The 22,361-nt window shown below is 73.1% G+C and carries 16 protein-coding genes and 1 pseudogene; 12 read left to right on the top strand and 5 right to left on the bottom strand.

Annotation, left to right across the window (positions count from 1 at the left end; genetic code table 11):
• Window positions 1-316: 316 nt before the first annotated feature.
• Both ABZ858_RS04000 and ABZ858_RS03995 read right to left on the bottom strand, forming a co-directional pair.
• Window positions 317-1,942: a penicillin-binding transpeptidase domain-containing protein gene (locus ABZ858_RS04000; protein ID WP_361372341.1), complete on the bottom strand. Its 1,626-nt coding sequence runs from the start codon at window positions 1,940-1,942 to the stop codon at window positions 317-319.
• Window positions 1,943-2,097: 155 nt separating this feature from the next.
• Window positions 2,098-3,849 carry a phospholipid carrier-dependent glycosyltransferase gene (locus ABZ858_RS03995; RefSeq protein ID WP_361372339.1) on the bottom strand — a complete coding sequence of 584 codons (1,752 nt, stop codon included), beginning with the start codon at window positions 3,847-3,849 and terminating at the stop codon, window positions 2,098-2,100.
• An 87-nt stretch (window positions 3,850-3,936) separates the two neighbouring features.
• Here ABZ858_RS03995 and rsmI point away from each other — a divergent pair, with 87 nt between their 5' ends.
• The 6 genes from rsmI (at window position 3,937) to ABZ858_RS03965 (ending at window position 10,473) form a co-directional block, all read left to right on the top strand.
• Window positions 3,937-4,782, top strand: a complete 846-nt coding sequence (gene rsmI / locus ABZ858_RS03990) for a 16S rRNA (cytidine(1402)-2'-O)-methyltransferase (protein WP_361372336.1) — start codon at window positions 3,937-3,939, stop codon at window positions 4,780-4,782.
• A gap of 346 nt (window positions 4,783-5,128) precedes the next feature.
• Complete coding sequence (locus tag ABZ858_RS03985; protein ID WP_361372333.1) at window positions 5,129-5,569, top strand: hypothetical protein; 441 nt, start codon at window positions 5,129-5,131, stop codon at window positions 5,567-5,569.
• An 86-nt stretch (window positions 5,570-5,655) separates the two neighbouring features.
• A complete protein-coding gene (locus tag ABZ858_RS03980; protein WP_361372330.1) occupies window positions 5,656-6,603 on the top strand; it encodes a TatD family hydrolase in 948 nt (315 codons plus the stop codon).
• A 115-nt stretch (window positions 6,604-6,718) separates the two neighbouring features.
• The gene (locus ABZ858_RS03975; RefSeq protein ID WP_361372327.1) at window positions 6,719-8,167 is read left to right on the top strand and encodes a ubiquitin-like domain-containing protein; all 1,449 of its coding nucleotides are present in this window, start codon (window positions 6,719-6,721) and stop codon (window positions 8,165-8,167) included.
• Between the two features lie 534 nt (window positions 8,168-8,701).
• Window positions 8,702-9,583, top strand: coding sequence for a 16S rRNA (adenine(1518)-N(6)/adenine(1519)-N(6))-dimethyltransferase RsmA (rsmA, locus tag ABZ858_RS03970; protein ID WP_361372325.1), 882 nt, complete (start codon window positions 8,702-8,704; stop codon window positions 9,581-9,583).
• Window positions 9,580-10,473, top strand: a complete 894-nt coding sequence (locus ABZ858_RS03965; protein WP_361372322.1) for a 4-(cytidine 5'-diphospho)-2-C-methyl-D-erythritol kinase — start codon at window positions 9,580-9,582, stop codon at window positions 10,471-10,473. Before rsmA ends, ABZ858_RS03965 begins: the two co-directional genes overlap by 4 nt.
• A gap of 6 nt (window positions 10,474-10,479) precedes the next feature.
• Here the strand turns inward: ABZ858_RS03965 and ABZ858_RS03960 are convergent.
• Window positions 10,480-10,944 (bottom strand): annotated as a pseudogene (locus tag ABZ858_RS03960) (Uma2 family endonuclease); the annotation flags it as partial.
• Between the two features lie 125 nt (window positions 10,945-11,069).
• Between ABZ858_RS03960 and ABZ858_RS03955 the strand changes: the two are divergent.
• From ABZ858_RS03955 to ABZ858_RS03940, 4 genes are all read left to right on the top strand, one after another.
• Window positions 11,070-12,890: an ABC-F family ATP-binding cassette domain-containing protein gene (locus ABZ858_RS03955; RefSeq protein ID WP_361372319.1), complete on the top strand. Its 1,821-nt coding sequence runs from the start codon at window positions 11,070-11,072 to the stop codon at window positions 12,888-12,890.
• A 268-nt stretch (window positions 12,891-13,158) separates the two neighbouring features.
• On the top strand, window positions 13,159-15,072 hold the full coding sequence (locus ABZ858_RS03950; protein WP_361372316.1) for a PQQ-binding-like beta-propeller repeat protein: 1,914 nt from the start codon (window positions 13,159-13,161) through the stop codon (window positions 15,070-15,072).
• A 72-nt stretch (window positions 15,073-15,144) separates the two neighbouring features.
• Window positions 15,145-17,127, top strand: a complete 1,983-nt coding sequence (locus ABZ858_RS03945) for a PQQ-binding-like beta-propeller repeat protein (RefSeq protein ID WP_361372313.1) — start codon at window positions 15,145-15,147, stop codon at window positions 17,125-17,127.
• Window positions 17,128-17,350: 223 nt separating this feature from the next.
• Window positions 17,351-18,019, top strand: a complete 669-nt coding sequence (locus tag ABZ858_RS03940) for a response regulator transcription factor (protein WP_361372310.1) — start codon at window positions 17,351-17,353, stop codon at window positions 18,017-18,019.
• 17 nt (window positions 18,020-18,036) lie between these two features.
• On the opposite strand, the gene ABZ858_RS03935 is transcribed toward ABZ858_RS03940, so the two are convergent.
• Both ABZ858_RS03935 and ABZ858_RS03930 read right to left on the bottom strand, forming a co-directional pair.
• The gene (locus tag ABZ858_RS03935) at window positions 18,037-18,366 is read right to left on the bottom strand and encodes a hypothetical protein (RefSeq protein ID WP_361372307.1); all 330 of its coding nucleotides are present in this window, start codon (window positions 18,364-18,366) and stop codon (window positions 18,037-18,039) included.
• Window positions 18,367-18,387: 21 nt separating this feature from the next.
• Complete coding sequence (locus ABZ858_RS03930; RefSeq protein ID WP_361372304.1) at window positions 18,388-20,088, bottom strand: sodium:solute symporter family protein; 1,701 nt, start codon at window positions 20,086-20,088, stop codon at window positions 18,388-18,390.
• Window positions 20,089-20,333: 245 nt separating this feature from the next.
• On the opposite strand from ABZ858_RS03930, the gene galT reads away from it, so the two are divergent.
• Both galT and galE read left to right on the top strand, forming a co-directional pair.
• Window positions 20,334-21,395 (top strand): galactose-1-phosphate uridylyltransferase, encoded by a 1,062-nt coding sequence (galT, locus tag ABZ858_RS03925; protein WP_361372932.1) that lies wholly within the window; start codon window positions 20,334-20,336, stop codon window positions 21,393-21,395.
• Window positions 21,392-22,360, top strand: a complete 969-nt coding sequence (gene galE / locus ABZ858_RS03920; RefSeq protein WP_361372301.1) for a UDP-glucose 4-epimerase GalE — start codon at window positions 21,392-21,394, stop codon at window positions 22,358-22,360. The genes galT and galE overlap by 4 nt, the downstream gene beginning before the upstream one ends.
• Window position 22,361 lies beyond the last annotated feature (1 nt).

Raw genomic sequence — 22,361 nt, 5'->3', positions numbered from 1 at the left:
CCGTTCGGCCGGCCGCTGCCCGCAGTTTCCGCTCGGCCGGCCGCCGGGGTCCCGCTGAGCCGGCCGCCGGCCGCAGTGCCGTCAACCGGCCGCCGCCTGGAGTCCCGTTCGGTCGGCTGCCGCCCGCAGTTTCCGCTCGGCCGGCCGCCGCCCGCAGTTTCCGCTCGGCCTGCCCCTGGGGTCCCGCTGAGCCGGCCGCCGGCCGCAGTGCCGTCAACCGGCCGCCGCCTGGAGTCCCGTTCGGTCGGCTGCTGCCCGCAGTTTCCGCTCGGTCGGCCCCCGGGGTCCCGCTGAGCCGCCCCCCCCGCGGCACCGGTCAGCCGGCCGCCCGCAGCACCGCCGCCACGATCGGGCCGGCCGCGTCGCCGCCGTGGCCGCCCTCCTGGGTCATGGCGGCCGCCGTCACGTCGTCGCGGTAGCCGGTGAACCAGCTGTTGGACCTGGCCTGCCCGTCGACCTCGGCGGAACCGGTCTTGGCGCCGATGCTGCCGCTCAGCCCGGACATCGCCGCGGCCGCGGTGCCGGTGGTGGCGGTGCGGTGCATCAGCTGCCGCAGCTGGGCGACCGTACCCGCCGACAGGCCCTGCGCCGTGGCCAGTTCGCGGTCGTCCAGGTCCGGCGAGACCAGGAACGGCTGCCGGAAGCGGCCCGTCGTCGCGGTGGCCGTCACCGAGGCCATGTTCAGCGGGCTCAGCTGGACCTGGCCCTGGCCGATCAGGTTGGCCGCCTTGTCCGGGCCGCTGACGGCGGGCACCGAGCCGTCGAAGGACGGGATGCCGGTCTTCCAGTCGTCCCGGCCGAGCCCGAAGCGGTCCTGGGCCTCCCGGGTCAGGGAGTCGTCCTGGAACTTGGGCGTGAACTTGAGGAAGGCCGTGTTGCAGGAGCGGGCGAAACTCTCGGCGAGGGTCGCGTTCTCGTTCGGCCGCATGCCCTGGAGGTTGTGGAAGGTCTGGCCCTCCCACAGCACGCTCGGCGGGCAGGGCGCGGGCCCGCTCGCCGTGGTGACGCCCTTGTCGATGGCGGTGGCCGCGGTGACGATCTTCATCGTGGAGCCGGGGGCGAGCCGCCCGAGGAAGGCCGCGTTGAAGGCGTCGGTACGGTGGTTGGCGACCGCGAGCACCTCGCCGGTGGACGCCTTGACGGCCACGACCGAGGACTCGGCGAACTTCTGCACCGCCTGCTCGGCCGCCGCCTGCGCGCCCGCGCTCAGCGTGGTCCGCAGCTTGCCCGCCCGGCCCTTGGCCAGGGTGACGAGCGGGGTGTCGGCGGCGCCCGCGTCGGCGTGGTGGACGGCCAGCTCGACGGACGGGGTGCCGCCCGCCTTGTCGCCGTACTTCTCCCGCAGCTCGTCCAGGATCGGCCCGAGCGAGGGGTACTTGTCCTTGGTGAGCACCGCGCCGTCGCGGTCCACGGCCTCGATCGGCGGCGCGGCCGACTCGCCGGTGACCAGCGTGTCGTCCTTCTTCAGCCCGGGGTACACCACCGCGGGCTGCCAGTCGACCAGCGGCCGGTGGGTGCTGGCGCCGCGTACGACGCTGAGCCGGCTGCGGTAGGCGAGCGGCGCGCTCTTCCCGCCGAAGGACACGGTGGCCTTGACCGAGAACGGCACGGCGGTGCCGGAGGCCGCCCCCGGCGTGATCTCGACCCCGGTGATGTGCGCGGCCTGCCCGTACGCCGACAGCAGCGAGGACGCCTGCGCGGGGAAGTTCGTGTACGACGCGGCGGTGGTCGCGTCGCCCTTCTCCCAGGCGGCGAAGAACTTCGCCGAGGCGTCCTTCACCTCGTCCCCGTCCGGCGGCCCGGTCTTCGCCGGCGCGGCCCGGTCGCCGGAGACCGTGTTCCCGTCGAGCGCGGAGACGATGGTGTACCCGCCGTACGACGCTCCGCCCACCAGCGCGACGAACACCCCGCCCACGACAGCGGCCCTGGCCCCCTTGCGCATGACAGCGCTCCTCCCCGTTCCCACCCCGGAGCCTTCGCCCGCGCACGTATTGAACGCGTTCAAAGACTGTTCACGTACCGCACTGTATGCGCCCGGGGTGCCCCCTGTGACGGCCGTGTCCAGAAGTTGTCCGAAGAGAGATCAGCCGGTCCGTGTCAGATCCACGTATCCAGCCACATTCGGGCCCGCCACTGGTCCATGGTGATCGTGGTGCCGGTGAACAGCGGCCAGAAGTAGATGAAGTTCCACACGATCAGCAGCACCAGGACGCCCGCGCCGGTCGCCCCGGCCACCCGGCGGGTGTCACTCGCGCCGGGCGGCCCGATGATCGCGCCGACCAGCATCGCCACGGCCAGGCACAGGAACGGCACGAACACGACCGCGTAGAAGAAGAAGATCGTGCGCTCCTGGTACAGGAACCAGGGCAGGTAACCGGCCGCGACACCGCAGGCGATGGCGCCCGCCCGCCAGTCGCGGCGGAAGAACCAGCGCCACAGCACGTACACCAGCGCGGCGCAGGCCGCCCACCACAGCACCGGGGTGCCGATGGCGAGCACCTCGCGGGCGCACTTCTCGCCGGCGCCCGTCGGGCAGCCCGAGGTGCCGGGCGAGGGCGACTCGTAGAAGTACGACACCGGGCGGCCGTCGACGATCCAGCTCCACGGGTTGGACTGGTAGGTGTGCGGCGAGGACAGGCCGACGTGGAACTTGTAGACCTCGTGCTCGTAGTGCCACAGGCTGCGCACCCAGTCCGGCAGCCAGGTCCAGCCGCTGTTGCGGCCGTCGGTGGCCGCCCAGTTGCGGAAGTAGCCGCCGGTGCCGTCGGTGGGGGACAGGATCCAGCCGAGCCAGGAGAGCAGGTACACGGCGAGCGCGACCGGCACCGTGGCCAGGAAGGTGAGGCCGGTGTCGCGCTTGAGGACCGCCGCGTACGGATGGCGGGCGCCGGCCACCTTGCGGGAGCCGATGTCCCAGGCCACGGCCATCACGCAGAACGCGGCCGTGATGTAGAGGCCGTTCCACTTGGTGCCGATCGCCAGGCCCAGCATCAGGCCCGCCGTCCAGCGCCAGGGGCGCCACCCCAGCCGGGTGGTCTCGGCCGTGTGCGCGTCCGGGCGGACCCGGCCGTCGGCGTCGGCGGGCAGCGCGGCGGCCAGTCTCTCCCGGGCCCGGTCGCGGTCGATCAGCAGGCAGCCGAAGGCGGCCACCACGAAGAACATCAGCACGCCGTCGAGCAGCGAGGTGCGGCTCATCACGAAGTGCAGCCCGTCCACCGCCATCAGCGAGCCGGCCAGGCAGCCCAGGAAGGTGGAGCGGAACATCCGGCGGCCGATCCGGCACAGCAGCAGCACGGAGAGCGTGCCGAGCAGCGCGGTCATGAACCGCCAGCCGAACGGATCGAACCCGAACATCAGCTCGCCCAGGCCGATCACGTACTTGCCGACCGGCGGGTGCACCACGTACGAGGCGTCGGTGGGCACCGGCAGGTGGCCGCCGCTGCTCAGGATCAGGTCGTTGGCGTTCTTGTCCCAGTTGACCTCGAAGCCGCGGTGGACGATCGCCCACGCGTCCTTGGCGTAGTACGTCTCGTCGAATATCACCGCCTTCGGGCTGCCCAGGTTCCAGAACCGCAGCACCCCCGCCACCAGCGTGACCAGCAGCGGGCCGCCCCAGCCCGACCAGCGCACCAGGCGCTCGCCGAGCGCGTGCGGGACGCCGAGGGCACCCCACAGCCGCGGCCCCGGCCGCGTGTACGGCGGCACCAGGCGCTCGCGCACATCGCCTGCGGGCTCCGCCCGGGTCGCCGCCGGGTGGCCGAAGCGGCGCAGCCGCTGCTGCCAGGCCGGCCGCTGCTCGTGCGGGGCCAGGTCCTGCCGGGGGTCCGTGGAGGACGCGGTACTGGTCACCGCGCCATCGTAGGGAACGGCGCTGTGGGAGTCCCGTGCCCGGGCGGGATGCGCCCGGTGCGGCGGGTGCTTGAGAGGATGGGGCACGTGACTGGAACCCTTGTCTTGGCTGGCACTCCCATCGGCGACGTCCAGGACGCACCGCCCCGGCTCGCCGGGGAGCTGGCCGGTGCGGACGTGATCGCCGCCGAGGACACCCGGCGGCTGCGCCGGCTCACCCAGGCGCTGGGCGTGACCCCGCGCGGCCGCGTCGTGTCGTACTTCGAGGGCAACGAGTCCGCCCGCACGCCCGAGCTGGTCGAGGAACTGCTCGGCGGGGCGCGGGTGCTGCTGGTGACCGACGCGGGCATGCCCTCGGTCTCCGACCCCGGCTACCGGCTGGTCGCCGCCGCCGTGGAGCGGGACGTGCGGGTGACCGCCGTGCCCGGCCCGTCGGCCGTGCTCACCGCGCTGGCGCTGTCCGGGCTGCCGGTGGACCGGTTCTGCTTCGAGGGGTTCCTGCCGCGCAAGGCGGGCGAGCGGCTGTCCCGGCTGCGCGAGGCGGCCGCCGAGCGGCGCACCCTCGTCTACTTCGAGGCCCCGCACCGCCTCGACGACACGCTCGCCGCGATGGCCGAGGTGTTCGGCGCCGAGCGGCGGGCCGCGGTCTGCCGGGAGCTGACCAAGACCTACGAGGAGGTGCGGCGCGGCGGGCTCGGCGAGCTGGCCGCGTGGGCCGCCGAGGGGGTGCGCGGCGAGATCACGGTGGTGGTCGAGGGCGCCCCCGAGAAGGGGGCCGAGGAGATCGGCGCCGAGGAGCTGGTGCGGCGGGTGCGGGTGCGCGAGGAGGCCGGCGAGCGGCGCAAGGAGGCCATCGCGGCGGTCGCGGCGGAGGCCGGGGTGCCCAAGCGCGAGGTGTTCGACGCGGTGGTGGCCGCCAAGCACGCGGGGTGAGGGCGCGCGAGGGTGAGGGCGCGCGGGTTGAGGCGGGCGGGGTGCCGCGGGACGGGTGAGGCGGGCGGACGCAAGTTGACGCGCGGGGCGCCGGGCAAGCCCTGTGAGACACCGCTCACACCCCCGCTGAGCAGGGCGTATCTCTCATGAGCGCGCGCCCCATGCGGGCGCAAAGCCACGTTTCGGGAAAGCAAAGCAACACCTGCCGTTCAGGGGAGCCTTGGGCAAGCGACGCCCAAATCGACTCCAACACTCGACAGGTCCGCTGCGTTCGCGCTGGTGGAGGCGTCCACTGGGAGCAAGGGACGCACCCGTCCCCGGAGTCCAGCGGACACGAGGAGCTGGCATGAGCGAGATCGCAGGGCAGACGGGCCACCGAGGCCCGGCCACCGCCGTCGTCAACGAGTCGTACTCCTTCGCCTGCATGCGCTGCGGGCACGGTTGGGAGCAGTCCTACGAGATAGAGCACCACACGGACGCCGACGGCGGCGAGTTCGTCCTGTACGTGGCGGACGGCAGCGTCGTGCCGTCGCCGCTGACCAAGCCCAGTTGCAGGAACTGCGACGGGCACCTCGTGCGGATCATGCGGGCCGGCCGGGTGTCGTCCGCGCAGAGCCACCTGCACGACGAGCACCGGCAGCGCCCGGCGGGACCCGTGGCGGCCCCCGGCTCCGCGTCCGCCCCCGGGGAGGAGGCGGCGGCCCGGAAGCACGACGGCCACCACCACTGGCACCTGTCCGACCTGCTGCACCCGTTCCACCACCGCAAGGAGGACGGAGAGGGCTGAGGCCGCGGGGCAGGGCGGCTGCCGCCAGGCGGCCGCACCGGTGAGGGCATGCCCCTTCCGCAGGATCGGGTCCGTAGGATCGGGGCATGCCTTCGAACGCCGACCAGGCCGACAGGAACGCGGCCAAGAACGCGGCGCCCCCGCTGCCGGAGCCGCTCCGGATACCGGTCGCCGACTCCCACACCCACCTCGACATGCAGTCCGGCACGGTCGAGGAGGCGCTGGCCAAGGCCGCGTCGGTGGGGGTGGCCACGGTCGTCCAGGTCGGCTGCGACCTCAAGGGGTCGCGCTGGGCCGCCGAGACGGCCGCCGCGCACGCGAACGTCCACGCGGCGGTCGCCCTCCACCCGAACGAGGCGCCGCGGATCGTGCACGGCGACCCCGATGAGGGGGCGTCGCGAAGCGACTCGGACAAGGGTGGTGGGCGACGAGCGGGACGGTCCCGGCAGGGCGCCCGGGCGGCCGGCGGGGACGCCGCGCTCGACGAGGCGCTCGCCGAGATCGACCGGCTGGCCGCGCTGCCCCAGGTCAGGGGCGTCGGCGAGACCGGGCTCGACTACTTCCGCACCGGCCCGGAGGGCAAGGCGGCCCAGGAGCACTCCTTCCGCGCCCACATCGAGATCGCCAAGCGGCACGGCAAGGCGCTGGTCATCCACGACCGGGACGCCCACGCCGACGTGCTGCGGGTCCTGAAGGAGGAGGGCGCCCCCGAGCGGACGGTGTTCCACTGCTACTCGGGCGACGCGGCGATGGCCGAGGTGTGCGCCCGCGCGGGCTACTTCCTGTCCTTCGCGGGCAACGTCACCTTCAAGAACGCCCAGAACCTGCGGGACGCGCTGGCCGTCGCCCCGCTGGAGCTGGTCCTGGTGGAGACCGACGCGCCCTTTCTGACTCCGGCGCCGTACCGCGGACGGCCCAACGCGCCGTATCTGGTTCCGGTCACGGTGCGCGCGATGGCCGCCGTCCGGGGCATCGGGGAGGACGCGCTGGCCACGGCCCTCGCGGCGAACACCGCACGCGCCTTCGACTACTGACCGCACCTCACGTCACCCCGGGTAGCCGCGCCGCTTTGGAGAGTGACGGGCGCTCCGCTAGGTTCTGGGGGCCCGATCCGGGCCCCCGGTCCTCGGCCCCCAGGAGCGTGTCGGTGTGAGCAGCTCGCCGTACGAGACGACGTACGAGCCCCACGGGACGACATACGAGCCGTACGGGACGGCGTACGAACCGTACGCGACCGTGCACGCGCCCCGTCCGGCGTACGCGGCGGCGCACGAGGAGACCCTGGCGTCCCCGCAGGCCCTGCTGTCCCCGGAGACCCTGCTGTCCCCGGAGGCGCCGGAGGCCCGGCCGTACGCGGACGAGGTGCTCGGGCAGGACGACACCTACCGGCCCGCCTACGAGAGCGCCGTCCGGGCCGCGCTGCCCCGGCAGGCGGATGGGCCCGGGGCCGGAGCCGACGGGCGGCGGGGGGCGCGGCGGCGGCGGACGGTCCGGCCCGGACGGCCGGAGACGGGCCTGCGGCGGCTGGTGCCGCAGGCGCTGGTGGTGGCGTTCCTGGCGGGCGGGACCACCGCGTTCGTCGCCACCGACAAGGCGGTCGAGCTGAACGTCGACGGCCGGCCGCGCACCCTGCACACCTTCGCCGACGACGTCTCCGGGCTGCTCGCCGAGGAGGGCGTGCGGGTGGGCGAGCACGACGTGGTCGCCCCGGCCCCCGGCACCGCGCTCACCAGCGGCGAGGACGTCGCGGTGCGCCACGGCCGCCCGGTACGGCTCACGCTCGACGGGCAGCGGCGCGAGGCGTGGACGACGGCGCGCACGGTGGAGGACGCGCTCCGGGAGTGGGGGGTGCGCGCGGAGGGCGCGTATCTGTCGGCCGCGCCCTCCCAGCGCATCGGACGCGCCGGACTCGCCCTCGACGTCCGCACCGAGCGCTCGGTGACGGTCATGGCGGACGGCCGCGCGCGCACCGTCCGCACCAACGCCGCGACCGTCGGCGAGGCGGTCGGGCAGACCGGGATCGTGCTGCGCGGCCAGGACACCACCTCCGTGCCGCCCGGCAGCTTCCCGCGCGACGGGCAGACCGTCACGGTGCTGCGGATCACCGGCAGCCGCCAGGTGCGCGAGGAGGAGATCCCCTTCACCGAGCGGCGCACCGCCGACCCCACCCTGTTCCAGGGCACCGAGGTCGTCGAGCAGAGCGGGCTGGCCGGGGTCCGCCGGGTCACGTACGTGCTGCGCACCGTCAACGGCGTGCGCCAGCGCCCGCGCCGGGTGCGGGCCGACGTGGTGCGCGCGCCGCGCGCCCAGCTCGTGAAGGTCGGCACCCGCCCGCACCCGCCCTCGGTGCGCGGCGCCGAGCAGCTCAACTGGCGGGGGCTGGCGCAGTGCGAGTCGGGCGGCCGGCCGGACGCGGTGGACTCCTCCGGCACCTACGGCGGCCTGTACCAGTTCGACCAGGGCACCTGGCACAGCCTCGGCGGCGGCGGCCGCCCCCAGGACGCCCCGGCCGAGGAACAGACGTACCGGGCCAAGAAACTGTACGTACGACGCGGCGCCGCCCCCTGGCCGCAGTGCGGCGGAGCACTGCACTCCTGACCCGGCGGCCCGGGTGACCGTCCCGCCCACCGGCTGCCGCGTCCGCCGGGTGTTCCGTCCAGGGCCGTTCCGCTGCTCGGCCGTCCCGCCCACGGCCGCCGCGCCCGCTGGCCGTTCCGCCCCCGGACCTTCCCGCTGCCCGGCCGTCCCGCCCGCTGGCCGTCCTGCTCACGGTCTGCCGCGCCCACCGGCGGCCGACTGCCCGCCCCTGGGCCTTCCCGCTGCCCGGCCGTCCCGCCCGCCGGCCGTCGTGCCCACGGTCTGCCGCGCCCACCGGCGGCCGACTGCCCGCCCCTGGGCCTTCCCGCTGCCCGGCCGTCCCACCCGCCGGCCGTCCTGCTCACGGTCTGCCGCGCCCACCGGCCGCCGACTGCCTGCCCCTGGGCCTTCCCGCTGCCCGGCCGCCCGGCCGCTCCGCCCGCCGGCCGTCCCGCCCGCCGGCCGTCCCGCCCGCCGTCCCGCCGTCGACCGCCCCGCCGTAGGCCGCCCCGCCGGCCGTACGGAAGCCGTCGCCGCGCCCCGTACCCTGGTGCGGTGAGCAGCCCCACCCCCGACACCCCCGACGCCCTGCTGGGCCCCGCCGACGTCCGTGAGCTGGCCGCGGTCCTCGGTGTGCGTCCCACCAAGCAGCGCGGCCAGAACTTCGTGATCGACGCGAACACGGTCCGCCGTATCGTCCGCACCGCCGGTGTCCGGCCCGAGGACGTGGTCGTCGAGGTCGGTCCGGGGCTCGGCTCCCTCACCCTCGCTCTGCTGGAGGCCGCCGACCGGGTCACCGCGGTGGAGATCGACGACGTGCTCGCCGCCGCGCTGCCCGCCACGATCGCCGCCCGCATGCCCGGGCGCGCCGACCGCTTCGCGCTGGTGCACTCCGACGCGATGCACGTGACCGCGCTGCCGGGACCGGCGCCGACCGCGCTGGTGGCCAACCTGCCGTACAACGTCGCCGTGCCCGTGCTGCTGCACATGCTCGACACCTTCCCGAGCATCGAGCGCACCCTGGTCATGGTGCAGGCGGAGGTCGCCGACCGGCTCGCCGCAGGCCCCGGCAACAAGGTGTACGGCGTGCCGTCCGTGAAGGCGAACTGGTACGCCGAGGTGAAGCGGGCCGGTGCCATCGGCCGCAACGTCTTCTGGCCCGCGCCGAACGTCGACAGCGGACTGGTGTCCCTGGTCCGGCGCGCCGAGCCGGTCAAGACCACCGCCACCAGGCGGGAGGTCTTCACCGTCGTCGACGCGGCCTTCGCCCAGCGCCGCAAGACCCTGCGGGCCGCGCTGTCCGGCTGGGCCGGCTCGGCGGTGGCGGCCGAGGCGGCGCTGGTCGCCGCCGGGGTCTCGCCGCAGGCCCGGGGCGAGTCGCTGACCGTGGAAGAGTTCGCGCGTATCGCCGAGCACAAGGAGTCCGGGAACCAGTGAGCGTCACCGTCCGTGTCCCCGCCAAGGTCAACGTCCAGCTCGCGGTGGGCGCCGCCCGCCCCGACGGCTTCCACGACCTCGCCAACGTCTTCCTGGCCGTCGGCCTGTACGACGAGGTCACGGTCACCGAGGCCGACGCGCTGCGGGTGACCTGCGCGGGACCGGACGCGGAGCAGGTCCCCCTGGACGCGACGAACCTCGCCGCCCGGGCGGCGCGCATGCTCGCCGAGCGCCACGGCCGCCGCCCGGACGTGCACCTGCACATCGCCAAGGACATCCCCGTCGCCGGCGGCATGGCGGGCGGCAGCGCGGACGCGGCGGCCGCGCTGGTGGCCTGCGACGCGCTGTGGGGCACGCGCGCCTCCCGCGAGGATCTGCTCGGCAGCTGCGCCGAACTGGGCAGCGACGTGCCGTTCAGCCTGGTCGGCGGGGCGGCGCTGGGCACCGGGCGCGGGGAGCGGCTGACGCCGCTGGAGGTGGGCGGCACCTTCCACTGGGTGTTCGCGGCCGCCGATGGCGGCCTGTCCACCCCGGCGGTCTACCGCGAGTTCGACCGCCTGACGGAAGGGACCGGGATCCCGGCGCCGGTCGCCCGCGACGACCTTCTGACCGCCCTCGCCAAGGGTGACGCCCACGCCCTGGCCGCCGCCCTCACCAACGACCTCCAGCCCGCCGCCCTCTCCCTGCGCCCGTCCCTGGCGGCCACCCTCGCGGCCGGCCGCACGGCCGGCGCCCTGGCCGGCCTCGTCTCGGGCTCGGGCCCCACCACGGCGTTCCTGGTACCGGACGAGGAGACGGGGGAGCGGGTGGCACAGGCGCTGCGCGCCTCGGGCACCTGCCGCACCGCCCGGACGGCGGCGTCTCCGGCGGCCGGGGCGACGGTGGTGTGAAAAGCCTTAAATCCGGTCGAAGGCCGTCAGGTCGATATCGATGTCGTAAGGTTCGGTCAGCTTCATCCGGTCTCGGTGCATGCCGACATGCACGTACGCCTTGGTGATGGGATCGAGTTCATATACGTGGATCACTGGCCCTCCTTCGCGCCCGCCCCCTTCTACGCGCCAGAAGTTCGGGATGCCTGCGGAGGCGTACTTGTACGGCTTGGTCGTGCGGTCACGTGACTCGGACTCCGGAGAGACGACCTCGACAGCGAGGACGACATCCCCAGCCTGGTACCGCGTCTTGTCGGGTCCCACCGCCGCGGCGCGGAGCACGCTGATGTCGGGTTCGGGCGCATTACGGCGGTCCAGCACTACGGTCATCTCGCGCCGGATCCGCAGATCCGCCGGTGCGGTGCGCCGCAGTTCGCTCACCAGCAGGTCCATGACGATCGAAGGAAACTCCCGCTGCGGACTGCTGTCTGCCTCTCCACCGTAGCGGTCCGTTCCCGATCATGTCATCACAAAGAGTGACGACCTTCCCACGCTCTGACCCACCCCGCGCAGGCCCTACGCTTGAAAGCTGATCCATCCCCCCGGGCAGGAGTGAAATGGCCGTCAACCTGGTCAATGTCGAGAACGTCAGCAAGGTGTACGGCACCCGTGCCCTGCTCGACGGTGTGTCGCTCGGCGTGTCCGAAGGGGACCGGGTCGGGGTCGTCGGGCGCAACGGCGACGGCAAGACCACCCTGATCCGGATGCTGGCCAAGGCGGAGGAGGCCGACTCCGGGCGGGTCACGCACGCGGGCGGGCTGCGGCTGGGCGTGCTCACGCAGCACGACTCGCTGGACCCCGCCGCCACCGTGCGGCACGAGGTCATCGGTGACCTGGCCGACCACGAGTGGGCGGGCAACGCCAAGATCCGCGACGTGCTGACCGGGCTGTTCGGCGGGCTGGACCTGCCCGGCTTCCCCAAGGGCCTGGACACCGTGATCGGCCCGCTGTCCGGCGGCGAGCGCCGCCGTATCGCGCTGGCCAAGCTGCTCATCGAGGACCAGGACCTGCTCGTCCTGGACGAGCCCACCAACCACCTCGACGTCGAGGGCATCGCCTGGCTCGCCGGGCACCTGCGCGAGCGCCGCTCCGCGCTGGTGTGCGTCACCCACGACCGGTGGTTCCTCGACCAGGTCTGCACCCGCATGTGGGACGTGCAGCGCGGCACGGTCTACGAGTACGAGGGCGGCTACTCCGACTACGTCTTCGCCCGCGCCGAACGCGAGCGCATCGCCGCCACCGAGGAGACCAAGCGGCAGAACCTGGTCCGCAAGGAGCTGGCCTGGCTGCGCCGCGGCGCCCCCGCCCGTACCTCCAAGCCGCGCTTCCGGGTGGAGGCCGCCAACGAGCTGATCCAGGACGTGCCGCCGCCGCGCGACCGCAGCGAGCTGATGAAGTTCGCCTCCTCCCGGCTCGGCAAGACCGTCTTCGACCTGGAGGACGTGACCGTCCAGGCCGGCCCCAAGGTGCTGCTCCAGCACGTCACCTGGCAGCTCGGCCCCGGCGACCGCATCGGCCTGGTCGGCGTCAACGGCGCCGGCAAGACCTCCCTGCTGCGCGCCCTGGAGCAGGCGGCCCGCACTCAGGGCGAGACGCAGCCCGCGGCCGGCCGGATCGCCGTCGGCCGGACGGTGAAGCTGGCCTACCTCTCCCAGGAGGTCGCCGAACTCGACCCGACGTGGCGGGTCCTGGAGGCCGTGCAGCAGGTGCGCGAGCGCGTGGACCTCGGCAAGGGCCGGGAAATGACCGCCGGGCAGCTGTGCGAGACCTTCGGCTTCGGCAAGGAGAAGCAGTGGACGCCGGTCGGCGACCTGTCCGGCGGTGAGCGGCGGCGGCTGCAACTGCTGCGCCTGCTCATGGACGAGCCCAACGTCCTCTTCCTCGACGAGCCCACCAACGACCTCGACATCGAGACCCTGACCCAGCTGGAGGACCTCCTCGACGGCTGGCCCGGCTCGATGATCGTCATCTCCCACGACCGGTTCTTCATCGAGCGCACCACCGACACGGTGCGGGCCCTGCTGGGCGACGGCGCCCTGCGGATGCTGCCGCGCGGCATCGACGAGTACCTGGAGCGGCGCCACCGCATGGAGCAGCAGGCCGCGACCGCCTCGGCCGCCGCCCCCGCGCCCGCCGCCGGCCAGAGCGCCGCGCCCGAGAAGAGCGCCGCCGAGCTGCGCGCCGCGAAGAAGGAACTCCAGAAGATCGAACGGCAGTTGGACCGCGTCTCCGACAAGGAGAAGGCCCTGCACACCCGGATCGCGGAGCACGCCACCGACTTCGCGAAGGTGGCCGAACTCGACGCCGAACTGCGCGACCTGGCGGGCGAGCGCGAGGAACTGGAACTGCGCTGGCTGGAACTGGCCGAGGACGCCTAGCCGTTGCCGCCCCGGGACGGGGCGGGGCGGAGCGGGTGTGAAGACGGGGGCACATGCCGCGTGAAGCTGCCGTGAAGGAGCGTAACGGAGGCATCACAGGCCGGTTCTCCCTTGGGAACAGGGGTGGACGCGGCCCGGTGGGGTGTCGTCGCCGGGTGATAAGAAAGAGCGGCCGGAGAACCGTTCCGGCCGTGTGCGTACGACTCTGGGGGCCTTCGTGAATCTCAGGGCGTGGCTAAAAATCAGTCGATGAGGGGGAAACGCGCTGATGACTCAGCCGCCCAACCAGCCGCCGCCCGGCGGCTTCGGAGCACCGGAACCACAGGACCCGCGGCAGACTCCGCCGCCCCCGGCCCAGCCGCCCCAGGGCGCCCCGCAGACTCCGCCGCCCCCGGCCCCGCCGTCCGGCCCGCCGCAGCCCCAGCCCGGCTACGGCTACCCGCAGACGCCCCCGCCCGCGGGACCCCCGCAGCCCCAGCCGGGCTACGGCTACCCGCAGCAGCCCGGCCCCTACGGCTCCCCGGCCCCCGGCCCCTACGGCGCGCCCGCCGCGCCCGCGCCGCCCGGCACTCCGCCCCCCGGCCCGTACGCCGGCGCGCCCGGCACGCCCGCGCCCGGCCCGTACGGTCAGCCCGGCCAGCAGCCCGGCCCCTACGGCCAGCCCGGCCCCTACGGCCAGCAGCCCGGTTACGGCTATCCGCAGCAGCAGTTCCCGGGCGCGCCCGGCACCCCGCCGCCCGGCGGCGGCTCCCGCAACCCCTTCAAGGGCAGACCCGCGCTGGTGATCGCCGCCGCGGTGGCCGCGGCGCTCGTCATCGGCGGCACCGTGTGGGCGGTCGGCGGCGGCGACGACGGCAAGAAGCCGGTCGCGCAGCCCAGCGGCGACGCCAAGCCCTCCGGTTCCGCCTCCGCCCTGCCGGTCAACCCCGGTGACGGCAGCGGCGACGGGGGCAAGGACTCCGACGACCTCAACGCGGACCGCAAGCCGGGCGAGGCCAAGGTGCTCTGGTACAAGGAGGCGCCGGACGCCCCGGGTTCGGGCGCGGACGCCCCCGGCATGTGGATCACGGACAAGACGGCGGTGAAGGCCGCGTACAAGCAGGTCTTCGCCTACAACGTCGGGGACGGCAACCCGACCTGGGCCCCGGTCTCCTTCCCGCAGAAGATCTGCGCGGTCACCCCGCAGAAGACGGCGGACGACAAGATCGTCGTGGCGTACATGAGCGGCGTCAGCGACCGCGCCAAGTGCAACCAGCTCCAGCAGCTCGACCTGGCCACCGGCAAGAAGGGGTGGACCGCCCAGGTCCCCGACGGGCAGCTCTTCGACAGCGCGGTGGACATCCAGCTGTCCGTCACCGGCAAGACGCTGATGGTGGCCCGCTCGCAGTCGGGCATCGCGTACAACGCCGACACCGGCGCCAAGATGTACGAGAAGACGAAGTACGGCCAGGCGTGCTTCCCGTCGGCGTTCGCGGGCGGCGCCCGGCTGATCACGGTCGCCTCCTGCGGGGCCGGCGGCAGCAACGCGCACGACGAGGTGCAGGAACTCGACCCGGCCACCGGCCGCGCCAAGTGGACCAAGCCGATTCCCAAGGGCTGGTCGGTGCAGCGGACGTACTCCGTCGACCCGGTGATCCTGTACTCGACCGACGAGGACAAGAAGCACTGGAACATCTCGACCCTGAACAACGACGGGTCCGTCCGCTCCCAGGCCGACGTCAAGGGCTCCTTCGCCCCCCAGTGCGGCTGGGCCATCCTCGACCGTGACCTGCAGGGCTGCCAGGGCGTGGCGGCCGACGCCGACACCCTCTACCTGCCCACGCAGGTCACCACCGGACCCAACGAGATCGTCGCGGTCGACCTGGCCACCGGCAAGGAGAAATGGCGCGTCAAGTCCCCCGCGGACACCTCGATGATGCCGATGAAGGTGGAGAACGGGCAGCTCGTCGCGTACGTCCAGCCGTCGTACGACGCGGGCGGCCAGGTCGTCTCGATCGCGACGGCCGGGTCGGGCCACACCCCGGCCAAGCTGCTGCAGAACCCGCAGGGCACCGCGGAGATCGAGAACGGCTTCTTCTCCCGGGACGTCGACTGGGTCGACGGCCGCTTCTACATCTCCACCACCCGGCTGAGCAGCGACAGCAAGTCGAAGGAGAAGCTGATGCTCGCCTTCGGCAAGTAAGGCGCCTTCGGCCCGTCCGTCTTTCTCGTCCCGTACCCGTCGTCGTCTCCGCCGCCCAGAGGTGTACCGCTCATGACCCAGCCGCCGCCCCCGCCGCCCCACCAGCCGCCGCAGCAGGGCGGGTTCGGCCCGCCGTCGGCGCAGCCGCCCCAGGACCAGCCGCCCGCTCAGACCCCGCCGCCCGGCCCGGACCTGGCCAAGCCGGCCCAGCCGACCCCGGGTTACGGCTACCCGCAGGCACCCCAGCCGCCCGCGGGCACCCCGCAGACCCCGCCTCCGGCAGGCGCGCCGCAGACCCCGCCGCCCTCGGCCGCCCCGCAGCCGCCCGCTCCCGCGGGCCCGCCGCAGGCCCCGCCCGGTTACGGCTACCCGCAGGCACCCCCGCCCCCCGCGGGCGCCCCGCAGCCCCCGCAGACCCCGCCGCCCGTAGGCCCGCCGCAGGCCCCGCCCGGCTACGGCTACCCGCAGACGCCCCCGCCCGCCGGCTACGGCTACCCCGGGCCGCCGGCCGCCGCGGACACCTACCCCCAGCAGCCCGGCGCGTACGGCGCCCAGCAGCCCGGTTACGGCTATCCGGGCCAGCCGCCGACCGTGCCGGTGCCGCAGCAGGCCGGACGGCCGGACCACAGCGCGCGGAACAAGCAGCTGATGATCATCGTGGCGGCGGTCGTCGCGATCGCCCTGATCGTCGGCGGCGGCGTGCTGTACGCGAACTCCTCGGACGGTGGCAAGAGCAAGAAGGACACCGCGTCCACCGGCGGCACCACCGGCGGCGGCGCCAAGGGCGGCGGCGGCCTGGCGGGCGGCAAGGAGAAGGTGCCCGCGGACACCGCGGGCAAGGTCCTCTTCCAGGTCCCGATGCCAGTCGTCGCCGACACCATGGCCGTCCACGGCTCCTGGCTCACCGACAAGGTGTACGCCAAGACCGGCGCGGCCGAGATCGACGGCTACGACCCGGTCAAGGGCGCCAAGCTGTGGACGCTCAAGCTGCCCGGCCCGATCTGCGAGGGCAGCCACCAGAGCACCGAGGACGGCAGGGCGGCGATCGTGTACGAGCCCGCGATGCCCACCAAGGACAAGCCCTCGCACGGCTGCAAGGAGCTCTCGGTGATCGATCTCGGCGCCGGGAAGCTGCTGTGGACGAAGGAGGTCAAGTCGGGCGACGACGCGACCAGCCTGGACAACGTCACCATCAGCCAGGGCACCGTGGCCGTGGGCGGCACCAACGGCGGAGCCGCCTTCGACCTGGCCTCCGGCCGGGCGCTGTGGGCCCCGAAGCCGGACGACACCTGCTACGACGCCGGGTACGGCGGCGGCGCCAAGCTGGTCGCGGTGCGCAAGTGCGGCCAGTACGAGCAGCGCAAGCTGCACATCCAGACCATCGACCCGAAGTCCGGGAAGGTGCTCTCGGACTACACGCTGACCCAGGGCATCGAGTACGCGGCGGTCGTCTCCACCGACCCGCTCGTCGTCGCGGCCGACCTCGGCGGTGACAACGGCATCTCGGACTACTTCGCCATCGACAACAAGACCGGCGCGCTGCGCTCCCACATCACGGCGCCCGGCGACAAGTACGCGAGCAAGTGCGACGCCATCGACGAACTCGACGGCTGCGTGGGCGCCGTGGTCGGCAACGACAAGCTCTACCTGCCGACCGCGCAGCACGACGACAACGGTGAGTACGGCCAGACCAACGAGATCGTCGCCTTCGACCTGGGCACCGGCCGGCAGACCGGCCAGCGCGGGGACGCCGGCGACGGCTACACGAGCTACCCGCTGCGCATGGACGGCGCCAATCTCATCGTCTACAAGCGCCCGCCCTACGACAAGGGCGGCCAGGTCGTGAGCATCGACGGGAGCAGCTTCAAGGAGACCAAGCTGCTGGAGGACCCGGCCACCAGATCGGTGCGGGCCGCGGAGACCGCGATGTCCCCGGAGTACGGGGAAATGATCTACGCGCAGGGCCGCCTCTACCTGTCCGCGAACTACGCCCACAAGACCATGGCGGCCTTCGGCACGCAGTATCTGGTGCTGGCCCTCGGCGCGGGCGGCTGACCCGCACGCCCCCTGGTGCCCCGGATCGCCGAAATCTGCGCTGATCCGGGGCACTTCTCATCGGTAGGGGCAGCGCGAGGGGGCACCAGCGTGTAGCTTCCGGGGGCATGAAGGGCGGGTGTGCCGGGGGGCCGCTCGCCCGAGGGGGCTGTCCGCGGGTGCCGGTGCGCTCCGGTGGGCAGCCATGGGGCATCCGTTGGGTCTGGGGGCTGGGGGGTTGCCGATGGGAGTGCGGCTGATGGTGGTCGACGACCACCGACTGCTCGCCGAGGCGCTGGCCTCGGCGCTGAAGCTGCGGGGGCACCGGGTGCTGGCCGCGGCGGCGCCGGCCGCGGGCGCGGCGGAGCTGGTGATCAGCCGCGCCCCGGAGGTGTGCCTGCTGGGCACGGCGGCGCCGGCCGAGCCGGGGGCGTTCGAACCGGTGGCGCGGATCAGACGGGAGCGCCCGCAGGTCGCCGTGGTCGTGCTGGGCCCGGTCCCCTCCCCGCGCGGGATCGCGGCCGCCTTCGCGGCGGGCGCCTGCGGATACGTACGCCATGACGAGCGCATCGAGGGCGTGGAGCGGGCGATCGCCAAGGCGCGGGCCGGGGAGGCGGCGGTGGCGCCGCAGCTGCTCCAGGGCGCCTTCGGCGAGCTGCTGAACCCGGCCGCCGAACCGGACGACGAGGGCCGCCGGCTGCTGCGGATGCTCACGCCCCGGGAGGTGGAGGTGCTGGTCCGGGTCGCCGAGGGGGAGGACACCCGGGTGATCGCGGCCGGCATGGGCATCGCCCCGAGCACCGCCCGCACCCATGTCCAGCGGGTCCTGATGAAGCTGGGCGTCGGCTCCCGCCTGGAGGCGGCGGCGCTGGCGGCCCGCACGGGGCTGCTGGACCGTGCGGGCCGTGCCTGACGCTCAGAGCACGCGGGTCACTCGGACTCGGACTCGGGCGCCGGCGGGGCGGCCGGGCGCAGCTTCAGCCACACCAGGAAGAACACGCCGAGGGCCAGCATCCCGATGCCGGTCCACAGGTTGATGTTGACGCCCTGCGCCTTGTCGATCGCGGCCTGCGAGTCGGTGATCCCGGTGATCGTGACGATGACGCCGTAGAGCACGAACAGGCCGCCGATGATCCGCCGCAGGTCGAAGATGCGCGCGGCGGTCGCGGACTTGCCCTCCAGCTCGGTGACCTCGCGGTGGACGTCCTGCTCGGAGTAGCCGGGTCCCTCGGGCCGCCCGGGGTTCTCAGACTGTGACATGGTCTCTCAATCCTCCCGCGATCAGAACGAGAACGGGATGTAGCAGAGGGCGGCGAGGACGACGGCGCCCCAGCCGAGCAGCGCGGGCCTGCGGTACCAGCTCTCGTCGCCGGGCGCGGGCGCCTCGGCCATGCCGGGGCTCCTGGTGCCGTAGACGAGGCCGCGCAGCTCCTGCTCCGGCTTCGGCTCGGTGAACAGCGACACGGCCACCATGACCACCGCGCCGGCGACGAACCCGGCGATCGCGGAGACGAAGTTGGCGCCCTGGTCGGTGGGCAGGTGGAGGATGTCCTTCTTGTAGAGGACGAAGTAGTTCACCATCGCCGCGGTGGTGCCCGCGAGCAGCCCCCAGAAGCCGGACTTCCTGGACGCACGCTTCCAGAACATGCCGACGATGAACACCACGAACATCGGCACGTTGAAGAAGGAGAACAGCGTCTGCAGGTAGCTCATGATGTTCGAGAACGACGACGCGAGGAAGGCCGTGCCGACCGAGGCGAGCACGCCGATCGCGGTGATGAGCCGCCCGAAGCGCACGTAGTAGGCGTCCTCGCGGTCCTTGACGACGTACTTGGCCCAGATGTCCGTGGTGAACACGGTGTTGAACGAGGACACGTTGGCCGCCATGCCGGCCATGAAGGCGGCGAGCAGGCCGGTGACCGCGATGCCGAGCACACCGTTGGGCAGCAGCTCCTGCATCAGGTACGGGATCGCGTCGTTGTACTGGAGCCCGGAGCCGGCCGTGCCGATCTTCGGGACCAGGGCGGCGGCGACCAGGCCGGGGATCATCACCAGGAAGACGATGAAGATCTTCGGGAACGCGGCGATCAGCGGGGTGCGCTGCGCGGCGGAGAGGTTCTTCGCGGACAGCGCGCGCTGCACCTCGGCGAAGTTCGTCGTCCAGTAGCCGAAGGACAGCACGAAGCCGAGGCCGAGGACGATGGTCAGCCAGTTGGCGCCGAGCGGGTTGGCGTGGCCGATGCCGGTGCCGCCCCAGGCGGTGGTGAAGTCGCCGCCGTGGGTGGCGGTCAGCTTGTGGGTCAGGCCGTCCCAGCCGCCGACCTTCTTCAGGCTGAGCACCACGAGCGGGATGAGGGCCGCGAGGATCACGAAGAACTGCAGCACCTCGTTGTAGATCGCGGAGGACAGCCCGCCCAGGGTGATGTAGGCCAGCACGAAGAAGCCGGCGACCACGATCGCCACCCACTGCGGCCAGCCGAGCAGCGCCTCGACGACGATCGCGAGGGCGTACAGGTTGACACCGGCGATCAGGATGGCCGCGAAGGCGAACAGGATCGAACTGAGCAGGTGCGCGCCTCTGTCGAAGCGCAGCAGCAGGAACTCGGGGACCGAGCGGACCTTGGAGCCGTAGTAGAAGGGCATCATCACCAGGCCGAGGAAGACCATGGCGGGGATGGCGCCGATCCAGTACCAGTGCACGGTGTAGGCGCCGTACTGGGCGCTGTTGGCGGCCATGCCGAGGATCTCGGTGGCGGCCAGGTTGGCGGAGATGAACGCCAGGCCGGTGATCCAGGCGGGCAGGGAACGGCCGGAGAGGAAGAAGTCGAGGCTGGTCTTCACCGAGCGCCGGGCGGCGAAGCCGATGCCGAGGACCACGACGAAGTAGATCGCGAGGATCGTGTAGTCGAGGGCGTTGGTCGGCAACCGCAGCTCCGCCGCCAGGTACGCGGGCGCGTAGGGAGGGGACGTGGGGGTCTGCATAAGAACTCGCTTCGTTGCGCGAACGGATCCAGCGGGGAACCTACGCCTTCGCGTTCAGTATTTGAACACTTTTGTTGGTTGTCTTTGTTTGATTGTGATGTGCACCCGGTGGTGCCCGCTGGCGTCCTGGGGCTAACCTCCGTGGTGGGTTGTGACGTGTTATGTTCGATTGTGTTGAGTGCTGGAGTGGCGGAGCTTGAGTGCGCGGGTGCCGCCCGGGCGTGGACGAGCAGGGAGTCATGACCGTGAAGAAGACCTCGACCCGGCTGGCCGACGGTCGTGAGCTGATCTACTACGACCTGCGGGACGACACCGTGCGCGACGCCGTCGACCGGCGCCCGCTGGAGCCGACCGTCACCACCTCCGAGATCCGCCCGGACGTGCTGCTCGGGGACGCGGTGGCCGTCGCCTCGCACCGGCAGGGCCGCACCTACCACCCGCCGGCCGACGAGTGCCCGCTGTGCCCGACCCAGGGCGGGCGGCTCACCGAGATCCCGGACTCCTCCTACGACGTGGCGGTCTTCGAGAACCGCTTCCCCTCGCTGGCCGGCGACTCCGGCCGCTGCGAGGTCGTCTGCTTCACCTCCGACCACGACGCCTCCTTCGCGGCCCTCACCGAGGACCAGGCGCGCCTGGTCCTCGACGCGTGGACCGACCGCACCGCGGAGCTGTCCCACCTGCCCTCGGTGGAGCAGGTGTTCTGCTTCGAGAACCGCGGCGCCGAGATCGGCGTGACGCTCGGCCACCCGCACGGCCAGATCTACGCCTATCCCTTCACCACCCCGCGCACCGCGCAGATGCTGCGCTCGCTGGCCGCCCACCAGGACGCCTCCGGCGGCGAGAACCTCTTCGACGCCGTCCTGGAGCGCGAACTCGCCGGCGAGCGGGTGGTCCTGGAGAGCGAGCACTGGGCGGCGTTCGTCCCCTACGCCGCGCACTGGCCCTACGAGGTCCACCTCTACCCGCGCCGCCGCGTCCCCGACCTGCTCGCCCTCGACGAGGCCGCGCGCGCCGAGTTCCCCCGCGTCTACCTGGAACTGCTGCGCCGCTTCGACCGGATCTTCGGCGACGCCGAGCCGCCCACGCCGTACATCGCCGCCTGGCACCAGGCGCCCTTCGGCACGCTGGCCGGGTTCGACGGTGTCCGCCGCGAGGACTTCGCCCTCCACCTGGAGCTTTTCACTATCCGCCGTACTTCCGGCAAGCTGAAGTTCCTCGCGGGCTCCGAGTCCGGCATGGACGTGTTCATCAACGACGTGCCCCCGGAGCACGCGGCCCGGCGATTGCGAGAGGTAGCGAGTTCATGAGCGGGAAGTACCTGGTGACGGGTGGCGCGGGTTACGTCGGGAGCGTGGTCGCCCAGCATCTGCTGGAGGCCGGCCACGAGGTCGTCGTGCTCGACAACCTGACGACGGGCTTCCGCGAGGGCGTCCCGGCGGGCGCGTCCTTCAGAGAAGGCGACATCCGCGACGCCGGCAAGTGGCTCGACGCCTCCTTCGACGCGGTGCTGCACTTCGCCGCGTACTCGCAGGTCGGGGAGTCGGTGGTGAAGCCGGAGAAGTACTGGGAGAACAACGTCGGCGGCACCATGGCGCTGCTCGCCGCGATGCGCGAGGCCGGCGTGCGCACGCTGGTCTTCTCCTCCACCGCGGCGACCTACGGCGAGCCCGAGCGCACTCCCATCGCCGAGACCGCACCGACGCGGCCGACCAACCCCTACGGCGCCACCAAGCTCGCCGTGGACCACATGATCACCGGCGAGGCGGCGGCCCACGGCCTGGGCGCGGTCTCCCTGCGCTACTTCAACGTGGCCGGCGCCTACGGCACCTGCGGCGAGCGCCACGACCCGGAGTCGCACCTGATCCCGCTGGTCCTCCAGGTCGCCCAGGGCCGCCGCGACGCCATCTCCGTCTACGGCGACGACTACCCGACGCCGGACGGCACCTGCGTACGCGACTACATCCACGTCGCGGACCTCGCCGAGGCCCATCTGCTCGCGCTGCGGGCGGCCGCGCCCGGCGAGCACCTGATCTGCAACCTCGGCAACGGCAGCGGCTTCTCCGTGCGCGAGGTCGTCGAGACGGTCCGGCAGGTCACCGGCCACCCGATCCCGGAGATCGTGGCCCCGCGTCGCGGCGGCGACCCGGCCGTCCTGGTCGCCTCGGCCGACGCCGCCCGCGAGAAGCTCGGCTGGAACCCGTCCCGCGCGGATCTCGCGGGCATCGTCGCGGACGCCTGGGAATTCGCCCAGCACATCGCCAAGGAGCAGTAGT

This window comes from Streptomyces sp. NPDC047017, assembly GCF_040644175.1.
In the GTDB taxonomy this organism is placed as follows: Bacteria; Actinomycetota; Actinomycetes; order Streptomycetales; family Streptomycetaceae; genus Streptomyces.
This window is presented reverse-complemented; position numbering and strand designations above follow the sequence as displayed.

What these genes read in the sequence shown, in the direction of transcription:
- ABZ858_RS04000 (WP_361372341.1), bottom strand. Translation starts at nt 1,942, where the DNA reads ATGCGCAAGGGGGCCAGGGCCGCTGTCGTGGGCGGGGTGTTCGTCGCG.
- ABZ858_RS03985 (WP_361372333.1), top strand. Translation starts at nt 5,129, where the DNA reads ATGAGCGAGATCGCAGGGCAGACGGGCCACCGAGGCCCGGCCACCGCC.
- ABZ858_RS03980 (WP_361372330.1), top strand. Translation starts at nt 5,656, where the DNA reads ATGCCTTCGAACGCCGACCAGGCCGACAGGAACGCGGCCAAGAACGCG.
- ABZ858_RS03955 (WP_361372319.1), top strand. Translation starts at nt 11,070, where the DNA reads ATGGCCGTCAACCTGGTCAATGTCGAGAACGTCAGCAAGGTGTACGGC.
- ABZ858_RS03950 (WP_361372316.1), top strand. Translation starts at nt 13,159, where the DNA reads ATGACTCAGCCGCCCAACCAGCCGCCGCCCGGCGGCTTCGGAGCACCG.
- ABZ858_RS03945 (WP_361372313.1), top strand. Translation starts at nt 15,145, where the DNA reads ATGACCCAGCCGCCGCCCCCGCCGCCCCACCAGCCGCCGCAGCAGGGC.
- ABZ858_RS03940 (WP_361372310.1), top strand. Translation starts at nt 17,351, where the DNA reads ATGGGAGTGCGGCTGATGGTGGTCGACGACCACCGACTGCTCGCCGAG.
- ABZ858_RS03935 (WP_361372307.1), bottom strand. Translation starts at nt 18,366, where the DNA reads ATGTCACAGTCTGAGAACCCCGGGCGGCCCGAGGGACCCGGCTACTCC.
- ABZ858_RS03930 (WP_361372304.1), bottom strand. Translation starts at nt 20,088, where the DNA reads ATGCAGACCCCCACGTCCCCTCCCTACGCGCCCGCGTACCTGGCGGCG.
- galE (WP_361372301.1), top strand. Translation starts at nt 21,392, where the DNA reads ATGAGCGGGAAGTACCTGGTGACGGGTGGCGCGGGTTACGTCGGGAGC.